The following is a 15,230-nucleotide window of genomic DNA, read 5'->3' as shown; positions in this document are numbered from 1 at the left end:
ATCAGTCCACCGTCACGTAATCGGGGCCGGAGTAACGGCCGGTCGCCAGCTTCTGGCGCTGCATCAGCAGGTCGTTGAGCAGGCTGGAAGCGCCGAAGCGGAACCAGTGGTTGTCCAACCAGTCCTCGCCCACGGTCTCGTTGACGAGCACCAGGAACTTGATGGCTTCCTTGGTGTTGCGGATGCCGCCGGCTGGCTTCACGCCGATCTGCACGCCGGTCTGCGCGCGGAAGTCGCGCACGGCCTCCAGCATGAGCAGGGTGTTGGCGGGCGTGGCGTTGACCGCGACCTTGCCGGTCGAGGTCTTGATGAAGTCCGCGCCGGCCATCATGCCGAGCCAGGAGGCGCGGCGGATGTTGTCGTACGTGGACAGCTCGCCGGTCTCGAAGATCACCTTGAGGCGGGCGCGGTCGCCGCACTCCGCCTTGATCGCGGCGATCTGCTCGTAGACCTTCAGGTAGTGGCCCGAGAGGAACGCGCCACGGTCGATGACCATGTCGATCTCGTCGGCGCCCGCGGCGATGGCGTCGGCCGTGTCGGCCAGCTTCACGGGGAGCGCGGCGCGCCCGGCCGGGAAGGCGGTGGCGACCGAGGCGACCTTGACGCCGGAGCCCGCGACGGCGGCCTTGGCGGTGGCCACCATGTCCGGGTAGACGCAGACGGCGGCGGTCGTCGGGGTCGTGCGGTCGGTCGGATCGGGGTTGACGGCCTTGGCGGCGAGCGCCCGGACCTTGCCCGGGGTGTCCGCGCCTTCGAGCGTCGTCAGGTCGATCATGGAAATGGCCAGGTCGATGGCATAGGCCTTCGCCGTGGTCTTGATCGAGCGGGTGCCGAGGGACGCGGCGCGCGCCTCCAGGCCGACGGCGTCGACGCCGGGCAGCCCGTGGAGGAAGCGGCGCAGCGCACCGTCGGACGCGGTCACGTCGGCGAATGCGGAAGCTGCGGATGCAGTGGTGGGCATGGTCACCAGTCGAGCATATCTACGCGCGTAGCGACCTGTACAGGGGAGCTCTGTCATGGAGCCCGAGGTCACAGGGGGTCGTGCGGCGTGGTGACTCCTGTCACAGGCCCGTGACATGGAGCGGACGACTCCTGAATACAAGATCATTAGATTTTTTCTTGCAGCCAGCCAGACCTCACCGGAATCAGTCGGACCGAGAAAAAGCGGCATGCGACTCGCCCGCCACTCACCTGAATCACAGGAGTCGTTATGCGCACCGCCCTTCGCACCGCCGTCGCCGTCGCCCTCGTCGCGGGCGTCGCGATCACCACTCCGGCGCTCACCGCCGGTGCCGCCTTCGCCGTCGACGGGCCGGTGGCCGCGCAGCAGGCGGGGACGTCGCGGGGGACGTCGGCCGGCACGTCGGACGCGAAGTCGGCTGGGAAGTCGGACGCGAAGTCGGACACGAAGCCGGCCGCGAAGCCGGGCGCCCCGGCTCCGACCGCGACAGCGACCGTCGCGGCTCCGCCTGTCTCGGCTCCGGCCACGACGGCTCCGGCGACCTCGGCCCCGGCGACCTTGGCTCCGGCGACTTCGGCTCCGGCGACCTCGGCCACGGCCGCCGCGCCGTCGGCGGGCTCCGCGAAGGGCACGCTCGTCCGTACGCAGACCCTGATCACCGGCACCGTCGCCAAGATCTACAAGGTCAACGCCCTGCACTACCGCGCCGAGCTCTTCCGCCAGGGTCACCCGGTCGGTGTCCTCGACGCGAACACCCGCTCCGTCGCCGGGCAGGACAACGGCGAGTTCCTCGTCCTGAACCCGGACGGCACCAGCCACAACTGGATCGGCAACACCGCCCCCGGCGTCCCCGGCATCTACCGGCTCGCCGACGGCACCGTCGTCGAGCTCGGCAAGAAGAACGGCGTCTTCGGCCTCCAGCTCATCGACCCCGCCACGGACAAGGGCAGCGGCTACATCTACGTCCACGGCGGCAGCAAGGTCTACTTCTTCGGCAAGGCCGTCGTCGTCCTGGACGAGGGCGGCTCCTTCTCCGCCTACGTCCCCGGCTCGTCGAAGCAGGCCGCCCCGCAGCCGTACGGCATGGGCGGCAACGGACAGGGCGAGCCCGCCCCGGTCGACAAGGACACGCTCGGCGCGTGCACGATCGCCTCGACCGTCAGCATCGGCGCGGGCGCGAAGGCCAAGCTGATCATGAGCCCGCAGGGCCCGAAGGCCAAGCTCACCACCGCGGACGCCAACGGCGCCGACAAGGTCTTCGCGACGCTCGACCGGAAGCACCCCGCGCTGCCGAAGAGCGCCGGCATCGTCGCCCGGATCGTCGACGCGAACAGCACCGCTCCGTCGCTGTACACCAAGGTCGAGGGCGGCACGGCCAAGGGCGCCACGCACGCCTTCCCGAAGCTGCCGAAGGGCTGCAAGCTCGCCCCGGTCAAGGGCGCCGTCACGAACGGCACCGGCAAGGCCGGGGGCACCGGCGCCACCGTGCACGCGGGCCAGACCTCCGTCATCCCGCGCGGCGGCGTCGCGGCCGGTGCCGAGCTCGGCACCGAGGCCGCCGGTGGCGAGGGCGGCTCCACCGCCCTGATCGCCGTCGGCGCGGGCGCGGCCTCGGCCACCGCCGTGGGCCTCGGCTTCGTCGCCCTGCGCCGCCGGTCCGCCGCCCGCGTCTGAGCCGTCTCGCCTGAGATGTCTCGTCCGAGCCGTCTCGCCTCAGACGTCTTGCCTGAGCCGTGTCGCCTGAGCCGTCTCGTCCGATCGCCTCGTCCGAGCCGTCTCGTCCGAGCCGTCCCTCGTCTCCTCGCCCTTGACCCGAGCAGGAGCACCCCACCCCGGACCGGCCGCCGCCCTCCACGCGGCGGCCGGTCACACCCCGTCCGGAGTCGTCCCGTGAGCGCCCGTCCCCGTTCTCGTACCACCGCGGCCCTCCTCGTCGTGGCCGCCCTCACCGGGCTCGTCGGCTGCTCGGCCGGGGCCGCGCCCACCGCCGCCGCCCCGCCCGCGCGCGTCGCCGAGGCCACCGCGCCCGCGCCGACGGCGAGCACCGCCCCCGCCCGGCCGCTGGCCCGCTCGCTGCCCGTCCGCGTCCAGGTGCCCAGCGCGGGCGTGGACACCGGCCCCGTCCTGGAGCTGGGGCTCGCCGCCGACGGCACCGTCGAGGTGCCCTCGGTCGCGGACGCCGACCGCATCGGCTGGTACGACAAGGGCGTCACGCCCGGCGAGACCGGCCCCGCCGTCCTCATCGGCCACTTCGACACCGCCCGCGGCCCCGCCGTCCTGAAGAACGTCTCGCGGGTCCGGGTGGGCGACGAGATCGCCGTGACCCGGGCGGACGGCAAGGTCGCCGTGTTCCGTGTCAGGGAGCTGGAGCAGGTCGACAAGAAGACCTTCCCGACGGCCAAGGTGTACGGCGACACCACGCGCCCCGAGCTGCGCCTCGTCACCTGCGGCGGAGAGCTGGTCGAAGGCCACCGGCCCGGCAACATCATTCTGTACGCGGATCTCGTGGCCACGCGGGCCGCCTGAGCCCTCGGCGGCCCGCTGAGGCAGAATCGGCGGCATGACGACCCCGGAGCCGACCCCCGAGCCGACCCCTGAGCCGACCCCCAAGGCGGGCCACGAGCCGAAGCCGGAGGCCGGGCAGCAGTTCGCCGACCGCGTCTTCCGCTCGCCCCTCGGCATCGCGAGCGGCGTGTTCCTGCTGATCCTCGCGGTCCTCTTCGGTGGCGACGCGCTGCTCCGCGGCGAGGGCAGGACCCCCTGGGTCGCGCTCGCGGGGATCGTCCTCGTCGTCCCGCTGATCGTCGCGTTCACGATCCGGCCCGCCGTGTACGTCAACGACCGGCGGCTCCGCATCCGCAACCCGTTCCGGTCGATCACGCTGCCCTGGGCCTCGGTCGCCGACATCCGCGCCGGCTACTCCAGCGAGGTCTTCACCCAGGAGGGCGCCAAGTACCAGCTGTGGGCCGTCCCCGTCTCGCTGCGGCAGCGGAAGAAGGCGGCGCGGCGTGCCGCCCGCGCCTCGCAGGACGATCCCCACGGCCGTACCTCCGTCACCGCCGACGTGCGGGACAACGCGTCCCGGACCGCGCCCAGCGACCAGACCATCGCCGATCTGCGCGACCTCGCCGAGCTGCACGCCGGTGACCCGGGTGCGCAGGGCGCGCCGCAGGTGCGCTGGGCGTACGAGATCATCGGCCCCGCGGTCGCCGGGCTGCTGCTCCTCGTGATCCTCCTCGCCACGGGCTGACCCTCCTCGCGAGGAGCCAACCGCCAACCGCCGACCGGCCGACCCGCCCCCTCCGCCCCCGCCCGGGCCCCGGGGCGGGGTGCCCACGTCGCCGGTGTCCAAGGGGCAACGGTCCGGTGAAGCGTGCCACCGGCAATTGGTTTAGCACCCAACTTTCACCCCCGTCTCAATAGATTGCGCTTGCCGAGACTGTGGGGGTGGGGGCGATGACCAAGGACACCGGTGTGTCCACGACGCGCTGTCTGGTCGACTTAGGGACCGACGGGCGCTACGGATGGCGACTCGTCGCCCAGAACGGACGGGTCGTCGCGCGGTCGGGGGGCTGCTACGACGACCACGACGGGTGCAGGGACGCCTTCCTGGCCCTGTGCGCCGGACACGAGACCATGGCCGGCGGCGTGCAGCACACCGCCGACGGCAACGGCTGGGTCTGGCTGCTGCGCGACACCGAGGGGCGGACCACCGCCCTCTCCGGCCGCTCCTACGAGCGGCACTCCACCTGCCGTACCGCGTACCAGCGCTTCCGCGCCCTGCTCGCCGCCGAAGGCCAGCGATGGACGACAACCGCTTTATGGTGAACGGAAGTTGCCCCGCGCACGCCCCTCGTTCACGTCTCGTGGCGCACACGTCAACCAGGCGGGACTTACGTCCTTCCCGTGACGACCGAGACCCTTGACCCGCTGCCCGGACCGCCGGCCGGCAAACCGGCGGACCCGCCGCCCGACACGCCGCGACGGCTCCACGCCGACCCCGGCCTTCCCGACCGGGTCTTCCGCACCGTCGCCCGCACCGGCGGCGGCCTCGTCCTCGCGGTCATGCTCCTCGTCGGCGGCTTCCTGCTCCTGCGCGCCTGGCAGGCCCTCGACCGCGCCGGACTCTCCTTCCTCACCACCGAGAGCTGGGAGCCCGACGCCGGACGCTTCGGCATCGCCGCGGTCCTCCTCGGCACCGTCCTCATCGCCCTCGTCGCGATCGTCGTCGCCGTCCCGCTCGCCACCGGCGCCGCGCTCTACATCTCCGAGTACGCCGCGCCCCGGCTGCGCCGCACGCTCGTCTCCACCGTCGACCTCATGGCCGCCGTGCCCTCCGTCGTCTACGGGCTGTGGGGCGTCTTCTGGCTGGAGGAGTCGATCCTCCCGATCGCCCGCTGGATCTCCGCCTACCTGGGCTGGATCCCGTTCCTCCGGGTCGACGGCGCCGACCCCGACGACCCGCTCGCCCCGCCCACCGTCTACACCTCGTCCACCTTCGTCGCCGGCCTCGTCGTCGCGATGATGGTCGCGCCGATCATCTGCTCGATCATGCGCGAGGTCTTCTCCCAGGCGCCGGCCGGCGAACGCGAGGGCGCCTACGCGCTCGGCGCCACCCGCTGGGGCATGATCCGCAGCGTCGTCCTGCCCTTCGGCAGGGGCGGCATGATCGGCGGCACCATGCTCGGCCTCGGCCGGGCCCTCGGCGAGACCATCGCCGTCTACATGGTCATCTCGCAGGTCTTCACCATCCAGTGGCACGTCCTGCAGACCGGCACCAGCTCGGTGTCCTCGCTCATCGCCCTGCGCTACGGCGAGGCCACCCCCTTCGGCATGTCCGCGCTCATGGCCGCCGGCTTCGCGCTCTTCGTCATGACCCTGATCGTCAACTTCGCCGCCTCGTCCATCGTCGCCCGCAGCCGCTCCGGCGCCACCAGCGACGCCTAAGGGGACCCGAACCACATGACCATCGCCCCCGAGCGGCCACGGCTGAGCCCGCCCGCCGCACCCGCCCCGCCGCCCGGACCCGAGCGGCGGCGCTCCACCGGCAGCGTGCGCCCCACCGACGTGTACGCCGTGCTCGGCGCCGCGGTCGCCTCGCTCGCCCTCACCTGGCTGCTCTTCGCCCGCCTGCTGCCCTTCAGCGGCGCCGTCGGCTTCGTCCTCGTCGCGTACGTCCTCTTCCTCGGGCTCTACGCGCTCCTCGTCTCCTTCGACGAGGACGGGCCCGCCGTCCGGGACCGGATCGCCGGGGTCGTCGTGCGCAGCCTGGGGCTCGTGCTCCTCGTCGTCCTTGTCTTCGTCGTCGCCTTCACCCTGTGGGAGGGCCGCGAGGCCCTCGTCCACCTCAACTTCTTCACCGAGGACATGAGCCTCGCCGGGCCCCTCGAACCCCTCGACGTCGGCGGCATCCTGCACGCCGTCGTCGGCACCCTCGAACAGGTCGGCATCGCCCTCGCGCTCACCGTGCCCTCCGGCATCGTCTGCGCGGTCTTCCTCAACGAGGTGCCAGGACCCTTCGCGCGCCTGGTCCGCACGATCGTCGAGGCCATGACGGCGCTGCCGTCGATCGTCGCGGGCCTCTTCATCTACGCGACCGTCATCCTGGCCCTGGGCACGGAGCGGTCCGGCTTCGCCGCCGCCCTCGCCCTCTCCGTGATGATGCTCCCGATCATCATCCGCGCCGCCGACGTCGTCATCCGGCTGGTCCCCGGCACGCTGCGGGAGGCCTCGTACGCCATGGGGTCCTCGCGCTGGCGCACGGTCTGGCACGTCGTCCTGCCGACCGCCCGCTCCGGGCTGACCACCGCCGTCATCCTCGGCACCGCGCGCGGAGTGGGGGAGACCTCGCCCGTGCTGCTGACCGCCGGCTTCACCGCCGAGCTGAACGCGCTGCCGACCTCCGGCGCCCAGGTCTCCCTGCCGCTCGCCACCTTCGAGCTCGTCAAGTCACCCGAACCGAACATGATCGCCCGCGGCTTCGGCACCGCCGCCGTCCTCATGCTGCTCGTCCTGCTGCTCTTCGTCCTCGCCCGGATCGCGGGCGGCCGCGGCCCCGGGCAGCTGACGAAGCGCCAGGAGCGGCGCAGGGCCGAGGCGTCCCGGAAGGACGCGGCCCGGCAGGCCGCCGGCCCCCGTCCGGGCCGATCCGTACCCGCACCGTCGAGGAGTACGCCGTGAGACCCGTCCCCGCCACCCGCAGCCTCCTGGGGCTCGCCGCCGCCCTGTGCGCGCTGCTCGCCCTCCTCGTCCACCCGCCCGCCGCCCAGGCCGCCGGGTACACCAAGATCACCGGCTCCGGCTCGACCTGGAGCTCCAACGCCGTCGAGCAGTGGCGCCGCAACATCGGCGCCAACATCGGGCTGACCGTCAACTTCAACGCCAACGGCTCCTCCCAGGGCCGCGAGCAGTTCAAGAACGGCACCGTCGACTTCGCCGTCTCCGAGATCCCGTACGGCCTCAAGGACGGCAACGCCACCGACGTACCGCCGCGCCGCGGCTACGCGTACATGCCGATCGTCGCCGGCGGCACCGCCTTCATGTACAACCTCCGGATAGGCGGCCGGCAGGTCACCAACCTGCGTCTCTCCGGCGCCGTCCTGGCCCGGATCTTCACCGGGCAGCTGACCATGTGGAACGCGCCCGAGATCAAGGCCGACAACCCCGGCCTCACCCTCCCGGCTCGCCGCATCGTGCCCGTCGTGCGCTCCGACGGCTCGGGCACCACGGCCCAGTTCACGACCTGGCTCGCCAAGGAGCACGGCGGCGTCTGGGACGACTACTGCCGGCGCGCGGGCCGCCAGACGCCCTGCGGCATGACGTCCTACTTCCCCGTCGCCCCCGGTGCCACGGCCGTCGCCAAGTCCGGCTCGCTCGGCGTCTCCGCGCACGTCCGCCAGCCGCAGGGCGAGGGCGCCATCACCTACGTCGAGTACTCGTACGCGGTGAACGCCCACTTCCCGGTCGCCAAGATCCTCAACTCCGCCGGGTACTACGTCGAACCGACCGCCTCCAGTGTCGCCGTCGCCCTGCTCGACGCCCGCATCAACGAGAACAAGTCCTCGACCGACTACCTGACCCAGATCCTCGACGGCGTCTACCGGTCGAGGGACGCGCGCAGCTACCCGCTCTCCAGCTACAGCTACATGGTCGTCCCCACCACGGAGACCGCCCCGCACACCCAGGAGAAGGGGCGCTCGCTCGGCACCTTCGCCCGCTACTTCCTCTGCGAGGGCCAGCAGCAGGCCGAGGAGCTCGGCTACTCGCCGCTGCCGAGGAACCTCGTCCAGGCCGGCTTCGAACAGGTCCGCCGGATACCCGGGGCGCCCACCGGCGCCGTCGACCTCTCCGACTGCCGCAACCCCACCTTCTCGGCGGACGGCACCAACACCCTCGCCAAGAACGCGCCGAGGCCGAAGGACTGCGACAAGCGCGGCGCGACCCAGTGCGCCGACGGCACGGGCGGCGCGCGCGGCACGGCCACGCCGGTGAACAACGGCGGGTCGAGCGGGGGCGGGACCGCCAACGGCGGCTCCGGCAGCGGTGGCTCCACCTCCGCGACGTCGACGGGCGGGAACGGGAGCGGGAGCGGTGGCTCCGGTACGGGCTCGGGCTCCGGCGGCTCGGGTTCCTCCACCGGCGGAGGCGCCACGGGCTCCGGCACCGGCGGCTCCGGTACGGGCTCGGGCCCGGGGTCCTCGACCGGCGGAGGCGGTACGGGCTCGGGTTCCGCCACCGGCGGGGGCGGTACGGGTTCGGGTTCCGGGGCCTCGACCGGCGGAGGCGCCACGGGCTCCGGGACCGGCGGCGCGGCCGTCGACCCCGACACCGGCGAGCTCCTCGCCGGGGGCTCCGACGGCGGCGCCACGGGCGGCGGCGGCACGGGCACCGGCCAGGACTCCGGCGGCGGCATGATCGTCGGCACCCCGGTCACCCTCGCCGCCGACACGGGCGCCGGACTGCGCGGGCTGCTCATGGCCCTCTCCGCCGTCCTGCTGCTCGCCACGGTCATCGCACCCCCGCTCGTCGGCCGCGCCCTCGCGGCCCGCGCCCGGCGCGACGGAGGCATCCGATGAGGACCACCACCCGACGCCGCACCGCCGGCCTCGGCGCGCTCCTCGCCGCCGTCGCCCTCGCCCTGGTCCCGCTGCCGCGGGACACCGTCGCGGTCGCCGCAGAGCCGAAGAGCTCGGCGATGACGAAGCGCGGCACGGCGGGCCCGTACGACGACTTCTCCGGCCTGGAAGTGACCGTCCATCAGACGGAGAACCTGCGGGCGCAGGGCCTGAAGGTCACGTGGAAGGGCGGGAAGCCGACGCAGGGGACCGCCACGGACTACCTCCAGATCATGCAGTGCTGGGGCGACGATCCGGCTGGGCCGAAGCGGGAGCAGTGCCAGTTCGGCGCCGGGGCGACCAACGGAGGCAACTACGGCACGCACATCGCCCGCCGTGAGCTCGTGGTCGGCACCGACCCGCTGGAGCGGGAGTACGACGAGCCGATCCCGAGCCCGGAGTACCCGGGGCAGATGTCCGACCCGTTCATTCCCTTCACCCCGGTCTCGGGCCCGCCGACGACGAAGGCCACCGACTGGACGTACTTCAGCTCCAACGACACGAACGAGGAGTTCTTCGTCACCACCCAGCCCGACGGCACGGGCGAGGCGGCCGTCAACCTCCAGTCCACGCGGGAAGCCCCGCACCTCGGCTGCGGCGACCCCGTCGGCACGGGTGAGAACGTCACCGGACGGCGCTGCTGGCTCGTCGTCGTGCCACGCGGCTCCCACGAGCCGGACGGCTCGACCGGCACGAACCACCGCCCGCACACCTCGGCGTTCTCCACGACCAACTGGAACCAGCGGATCGTCTTCCCGCTCGACTTCCTGCCGGTCCGCGAGGCATGCCCGGCCGACAAGGCGGAGCGCCGTATGACGGGCTCCGAGCTCGTCACGGACGCGATCACGTCCTGGCAGGCGGCGCTGTGCGCGGACGGCACCACCCGCTTCACCTTCACCCAGCGCGGCGAGGACCTGGCCCGGGGCAATCTGCTGCACCCCACCTCCACCTCACCCGGCCTCGCCTTCACCGTAGAGCCGGTGGAGGGCGGGGAGAAGGCGGGCTTCGTCCACGCGCCGGTCGCCGTCAACGCGCTCACCGTGGGTCTCTACTGGGAAGCGCACCAGATCGGCCTCGTCAAGGACCTGAAGCTGAGCGCCCGGCTCCTTGCGAAGCTGCTCACGCACTCGTATCCGTACGACATCCGGCTCCTCAGCAACACGGCTCCGGTGCCGGACCACCTGAAGGAGAACCCGGCGTCCATCGTCCTGGATCCGGAGTTCCACAAGCTCAATCCGGATTTCCAGCGGGTCGTGCAGGGAGCGGCGAACTATCCGGGCGGAATTCTGCTCTCCGCCGAACGCTCCGACACCACGAGGGTCGTCTGGGACTATCTGCGGAGCGATGCGGAGGCGCGCGCCTTCCTCGAAGGGAATCCGGACCCCTGGGGGATGAAAATCAATCCCTACTTCAAGGATCTGGGGCTTGTCACCGAAGGGTCCGACGAATTTCCCAAGGCCGATCCCACCGAGACGGAACTCGTCGACGGCGAGTCGAAGATCCGGTACGGGATCACCGAGCGCTCGCCCTACGCGATCGACATGCACGACGCCGCCCGCTGGGTCCGGCGAGGGACCAACAACGCCAAGGACCGGGCTGTCCACGACTCGACCACCAACGGTCTGAAGCTCGTCAGCGGCGACGTCTTCCCCGGCTCCCGCCGCGCCTACGGCCTCACCGACGCGGCTTCGGCATCCCGCTACCAGCTCCAGATCGCCGCCCTGCCGAACGCCGACGGCACATACGTCCGGCCCACGGCCTCGTCCATGCTCAAGGCCGTCGAGCAGTTCAAGGACTCGGCCGTGCCCGGGGTCCTCGCCCCGGACCCCGCGCGGGCCAAGGACGGTGCCTACCCACTGACGATGGTGGCCTACGCAGCCGCCTCCACCGGCCTGCCGGCCGACGCGCGCAAGGACTACGCGCGCGTGATGCGGTACGCGGCCGGGCCCGGGCAGCAGCAGGGCACGGCCCCGGGTGAGCTGCCCTTCGGCTACGCGCCGATGCCCGCGAAGCTGAAGCTCCAGGCGGAGGCCGCGGCCGGCCGCCTGGAGCGCGGTGTCCCGGCGGGGCCGGGGACGACGACCGGAGGTGCGGGCTCCGGGTCGGGTTCCGGCTCAGGCTCCGGTTCCGGCGGCGGGGCGGGCGCGGGGTCCGGTTCGGGGTCCGGCGGGACGACGGGCTCCGGCTCGTCCTCCGGCTCCGGCTCCGGGTCGGGCGGCACGGCGGGCGCCTCGGGCTCGGCCTCCGGTGCCGGATCCGACTCGGGCGGCGGGGGCGCGAGCGGCGGTACGGCCGGAGGCACGGACACGAACTCGGCCGCCACCACCCCGCCGTCCTCGGCGCCGCCGCCGGCCTCCGGCGGTGGCGGGAACGGCTCCGGGGGCGCACCGGGGGAGAAGCTCGCCGACACCGGCAGCACCCCCTCCCAGGTCCTCGGCGTCATCCGCTGGGTCCTTCTCGCGGTCCTCCTCGTCGGCGGAATCGCCGGCCTCGCGGGGCCTGCCGTCCTGGGGTTCGCCGGCCGTCGCCGAATTCCCTTGGATTCACCTAGGACAGGAATTCGTCACCTGAAGAGCGACTGAACGTGGTGGTTCCCCGAACTGCCCGTACGGAATTGTTGTTCCCGGCCGGTCGACGGGTCGGCCGGGAAAACAATCCGGATTCTCTTGTACGTCCATTCCATGACATCCGTTTCCACGGAGGAGATCAGAAGTGAACGTCAAGTCCCGCGCTCGTATCGGTGCCGCCCTCGGTGTGGCCGCCCTCGGCCTCGGTGTCGCCCTCGCCCCCGCCGCGCAGGCCGACCCCAACCCGATCACCCAGTACCGCACCCTGGCCGGTACCGGATCCGACACGACCCAGGACGTCCTGAACGGCCTCGGCAACGTCGTCGTCAACGCCTTCAACCAGAAGATCATCGCCTCCTGGGACGCCACCGGCTCCGCCACCATCAAGACCAAGGCGACCGGCTGTGTGATCAACCGGCCCAACGGCTCCTCGGCCGGCATCGACGCCCTGCGCAACGCCGTGGACACCAACTCGGGCTGCCTCGACTTCGCCCGCTCCTCGCGCGGCCCGGTCGACACCAGCACCACGGACCTGACCTGGATCCCCTTCGCCAAGGACGCGGTGTCCTGGGTGAAGCGCTCCGACAGCGCCCTGCCGTCCGACCTGACGGCGGCCCAGCTGAAGGGCATCTACGAGTGCACCACCACGTCCCTCAACGGCGTGGCGCTCACCCCGATCCTGCCGCAGGCCAACTCCGGCACCCGTCAGTTCTTCCTCTCCTCCATCGGCGTGACCACGCCGGGCGCCTGCGTCCAGCAGGGTGTCCAGGAGAACGACGGCGCCGTCCTCGACACGGCCGGTGACATCGCGCCCTACTCCGTCGCCCAGTACACGGCGCAGGAGAAGGCCGTCGTCACGGACCGCCGCGGCGCCGCCGTGCTCGGCTCCGTCGGCACCGTCGCGCCCCGCAACGCCGACAAGACGCTCAACCTGTCCTTCCCCTTCACCCGTGACGTCTACAACGTCGTCCCGACCGCGAAGCTGACGAACGCCACGATCGCCTCCACCTTCGTCGGCTCGACCTCCAAGGTCTGCGCCGCCGGCACGACGATCGCCAACTACGGCTTCGGCACCCTCGGCACCGCCTGCGGCGCCACGACCGTCAAGGGCGAGCGCTGATCACCACGCTCCCGTAACCGCGCGACGGCCGGGCCCCCCTGGGTGCCCGGCCCCACGGCGTACCCGTACGCGCCCGTCATCCCCTTCCACGGTCGCATCACCGTCCACCCGCCTCGGAGGAACCCCACCCCATGAACCGCGTCGCACCCCTCAGATCACCCGTGGCCCTGCTCACGGCACTCGCCCTCCTCTGCGGCACGCTGGCGATCGTCCTGGCCCTGTCCACCTCCGCCGCCGCGGTCACCCGGCACGGCACCCTCACGCTCACCCCGGCCTCGGGCGCCGTCTCCGCCGGTCCGACCTCCGTCACCGCGACGGCGGCCTGCCCCGCGCCGGGCGCCCCGGACAAGCCGTACGTCAAGGGCGTCCTCGCCCTCGTCAACCCCGGCGACCCGACCGTCAGCGCGCCGATCGCCGAGATCGTGCCCGGGGGACCGCTCGGCACCACCCCGATATCCGGCCCGCTCAGCGCCTCCGGCGCCGGCTACGCCACGCTCCAGGACCGGCTGCGTGAAATCGTGCCCTCCGGGCCCCTCGACGGCCGGTACGAGCTGCGGCTCTCCTGCGAGACGGTCGATTCCGAGGCGCGCGCGGAGTACTTCTCGCAGATGATCGAGGTCACCGGCGAGAACTGGGCCGCCGTCAGCCAGCAGGCGACCAATCTGATCGTCGGCAGCGACAGCGCGACCCCGCCCATCAGCCGGCCCTTCCCCATCCGGGCCGAGATCCAGCCGGCGTCCGCCGCAGGCACGGTCACCTTCCTCACGCTCGTCGACGCAGAGGTGGTCGAGCTCGCGACGAAGGAACTGGTCGACGGAAAGGCGGAGATCACCGCCACCATGCACGACGTGGTGAACCTGCCGTTCCCCGTCCTGGCGCAGTACACCCCCGCCGACTCCGCGGCCTATGCGCCGACCTCGTTCCTGGCCGCGTTCGCGGCGGGCGAGGCCGTCACCCCCACCCCCACCCCCACAGGCACCGGTACGCCGACCGGCACCGGCACGCCCACCCCCACCGGCACGCCGACCCCGACCGACGACCCCACCCCCACCGACACGCCCACACCGACGGACACGCCCAGCGAGACCCCCTCCGAGACCCCGAGCGGCACCGCGAGCCCGACCGGCAGCGGGACGCCGTCGCCGACCGGCACCGCCGACGGTGACACCACGGGCGGCACCTCCGGCGGCTCCGGCGACGGTACGTCCGGCGGGTCCGGTACGGGCGGCGGCTCGGACTCGGGCGGCTCCGGTACGAGCGGCGGATCCGGCACCAGCGGCGGATCCGGCTCCTCCGGCTCCGGCAACACCACCACCACCAACGGCGGCAACGGCTCCCTCGCCGCCACCGGCACCTCCTCCGCCGCGTCCGCCGCCCTCGGCTCACTCGCGCTCTGCCTGCTCGGCGCCGCGGCCGTCCTCCAGAACCGCCGCCGCAAGGCGAAGGCCCCGCGCCCGTGACCACCGCGACGCCACCCGCAGCCGCCCCCCGCGCCGGGCTCGCCCTGGCCGGGGCGGCGCTGTGCGTCCTCGCCGCGCTCCTCATCGGCTTCGCCGCCAACCTGACCGTGGTCGGCCACCTCCAGCACGCCCGCGACCAGTCCACCGCCTACGACGACCTGCGCGAGCAACTCGCCCTCGGCACCGCGCCCGTGGGCCAGTCGACGTACGACGGCAAGCCCCTCGCCCTCGGCGCCCCGGTCGCCCTCCTCCGCATCCCCGCGCTCGGGATCCGCGAGGTCGTCGCCGAGGGCACCACCTCCGGCGTCCTCATGTCCGGACCCGGCCACCGCCGGGACACGGCCCTGCCCGGCCAGGCCGGGGCCAGCGTGATCATGGGACGCCAATGGGGGTACGGCAGCCCGTTCAACGACGTCCACCGCCTGCCGCCCGGCGCCCGCGTCGAGGTGACGACCGGCCAGGGCAAGGCCGTGTACGAGGTGACGGCCATCCGCCGCCCCGGCGACCCGAACCCCGCCCCCCTCGGCGCGGGGGAGGGACGGCTCACGCTGATGACCGCCAGCGGCGGCGCGTACACCCCCGAGGACGTCCTCCGGGTCGACGCCAAGCTGATCGGCGACGCACAGCCCAGCCCCGCCCGACCGCTGCGCCCCGGCTGGATCACCGCCGCCGAGAAGCCGCTCGCGGGCGAGTCCGACGTCTGGCCCGGGATCTTCCTCGGCGTCCAGGCGCTGCTCGCCGCCGCGATCCTCACCGTCCTCGCCCGCCGCCGCTGGGGCGCCCGGCAGACCTGGGTCGCCGCCGTCCCGGTCCTGGTCGCCCTCGGGGTCCTCGTCTCCGGGCAGCTGACCCGGCTCCTCCCCAACCTCCTCTGACCGCAAGGGAGTCACCGCCCGTGACCGATCTCGCCGACACCGTCACCCTGCCGCCCCTGCCGCCCGTGCCGTCCGGGACGCCCGGGCCGTCCGGGCGCGGGGACGCCCCGGTCCCGTCCCGCGCCGCCGCGCT

12 protein-coding genes are annotated in these 15,230 nt (G+C 72.9%); 11 read left to right on the top strand and 1 reads right to left on the bottom strand.

The window, feature by feature from the left end; all coding sequences use genetic code 11:
* Position 1 precedes the first annotated feature (1 nt).
* Complete coding sequence (deoC, locus tag ACIBG6_RS37690; protein WP_317598598.1) at positions 2–961, bottom strand: deoxyribose-phosphate aldolase; 960 nt, start codon at positions 959–961, stop codon at positions 2–4.
* 249 nt (positions 962–1,210) lie between these two features.
* Between deoC and ACIBG6_RS37685 the strand changes: the two genes are divergently transcribed.
* The 11 genes from ACIBG6_RS37685 (at position 1,211) to ACIBG6_RS37635 (ending at position 15,097) form a co-directional block, all read left to right on the top strand.
* Entirely contained in the window at positions 1,211–2,635 is a 1,425-nt protein-coding gene (locus ACIBG6_RS37685; protein ID WP_399227282.1) for a hypothetical protein, read from the top strand.
* 216 nt (positions 2,636–2,851) lie between these two features.
* Positions 2,852–3,487, top strand: coding sequence for a class F sortase (locus tag ACIBG6_RS37680; protein ID WP_399227281.1), 636 nt, complete (start codon positions 2,852–2,854; stop codon positions 3,485–3,487).
* Between the two features lie 34 nt (positions 3,488–3,521).
* Positions 3,522–4,211 carry a PH domain-containing protein gene (locus tag ACIBG6_RS37675; protein ID WP_399227280.1) on the top strand — a complete coding sequence of 230 codons (690 nt, stop codon included), beginning with the start codon at positions 3,522–3,524 and terminating at the stop codon, positions 4,209–4,211.
* 206 nt (positions 4,212–4,417) lie between these two features.
* Positions 4,418–4,789, top strand: a complete 372-nt coding sequence (locus ACIBG6_RS37670; protein ID WP_399227278.1) for a DUF1508 domain-containing protein — start codon at positions 4,418–4,420, stop codon at positions 4,787–4,789.
* 78 nt (positions 4,790–4,867) lie between these two features.
* The gene (gene pstC, locus ACIBG6_RS37665) at positions 4,868–5,908 is read left to right on the top strand and encodes a phosphate ABC transporter permease subunit PstC (RefSeq protein WP_399227277.1); all 1,041 of its coding nucleotides are present in this window, start codon (positions 4,868–4,870) and stop codon (positions 5,906–5,908) included.
* Between the two features lie 15 nt (positions 5,909–5,923).
* Positions 5,924–7,141: a phosphate ABC transporter permease PstA gene (gene pstA, locus ACIBG6_RS37660; protein WP_399227276.1), complete on the top strand. Its 1,218-nt coding sequence runs from the start codon at positions 5,924–5,926 to the stop codon at positions 7,139–7,141.
* Entirely contained in the window at positions 7,138–9,036 is a 1,899-nt protein-coding gene (pstS, locus tag ACIBG6_RS37655; protein ID WP_399227275.1) for a phosphate ABC transporter substrate-binding protein PstS, read from the top strand. Before pstA ends, pstS begins: the two co-directional genes overlap by 4 nt.
* Positions 9,033–11,657: a hypothetical protein gene (locus ACIBG6_RS37650; protein ID WP_399227274.1), complete on the top strand. Its 2,625-nt coding sequence runs from the start codon at positions 9,033–9,035 to the stop codon at positions 11,655–11,657. Before pstS ends, ACIBG6_RS37650 begins: the two co-directional genes overlap by 4 nt.
* Before the next feature lie 130 nt (positions 11,658–11,787).
* Positions 11,788–12,762, top strand: a complete 975-nt coding sequence (locus ACIBG6_RS37645; protein ID WP_399227273.1) for a hypothetical protein — start codon at positions 11,788–11,790, stop codon at positions 12,760–12,762.
* Between the two features lie 131 nt (positions 12,763–12,893).
* On the top strand, positions 12,894–14,222 hold the full coding sequence (locus ACIBG6_RS37640; protein ID WP_399227272.1) for a hypothetical protein: 1,329 nt from the start codon (positions 12,894–12,896) through the stop codon (positions 14,220–14,222).
* Positions 14,219–15,097 carry a sortase gene (locus tag ACIBG6_RS37635; RefSeq protein ID WP_399227271.1) on the top strand — a complete coding sequence of 293 codons (879 nt, stop codon included), beginning with the start codon at positions 14,219–14,221 and terminating at the stop codon, positions 15,095–15,097. The genes ACIBG6_RS37640 and ACIBG6_RS37635 overlap by 4 nt, the downstream gene beginning before the upstream one ends.
* The last annotated feature ends 133 nt before the right edge of the window (positions 15,098–15,230 follow it).

The sequence above is a fragment of the Streptomyces sp. NPDC050842 genome (assembly GCF_044456565.1).
Lineage (GTDB): Bacteria > Actinomycetota > Actinomycetes > Streptomycetales > Streptomycetaceae > Streptomyces.
This window is presented reverse-complemented; position numbering and strand designations above follow the sequence as displayed.

Bases quoted from the DNA above. Each gene is read 5' to 3' on its own strand.
- deoC (WP_317598598.1), bottom strand. From the start codon at position 961: ATGCCCACCACTGCATCCGCAGCTTCCGCATTCGCCGACGTGACCGCG.
- ACIBG6_RS37685 (WP_399227282.1), top strand. From the start codon at position 1,211: ATGCGCACCGCCCTTCGCACCGCCGTCGCCGTCGCCCTCGTCGCGGGC.
- ACIBG6_RS37675 (WP_399227280.1), top strand. From the start codon at position 3,522: ATGACGACCCCGGAGCCGACCCCCGAGCCGACCCCTGAGCCGACCCCC.
- ACIBG6_RS37670 (WP_399227278.1), top strand. From the start codon at position 4,418: ATGACCAAGGACACCGGTGTGTCCACGACGCGCTGTCTGGTCGACTTA.
- pstA (WP_399227276.1), top strand. From the start codon at position 5,924: ATGACCATCGCCCCCGAGCGGCCACGGCTGAGCCCGCCCGCCGCACCC.
- ACIBG6_RS37650 (WP_399227274.1), top strand. From the start codon at position 9,033: ATGAGGACCACCACCCGACGCCGCACCGCCGGCCTCGGCGCGCTCCTC.
- ACIBG6_RS37640 (WP_399227272.1), top strand. From the start codon at position 12,894: ATGAACCGCGTCGCACCCCTCAGATCACCCGTGGCCCTGCTCACGGCA.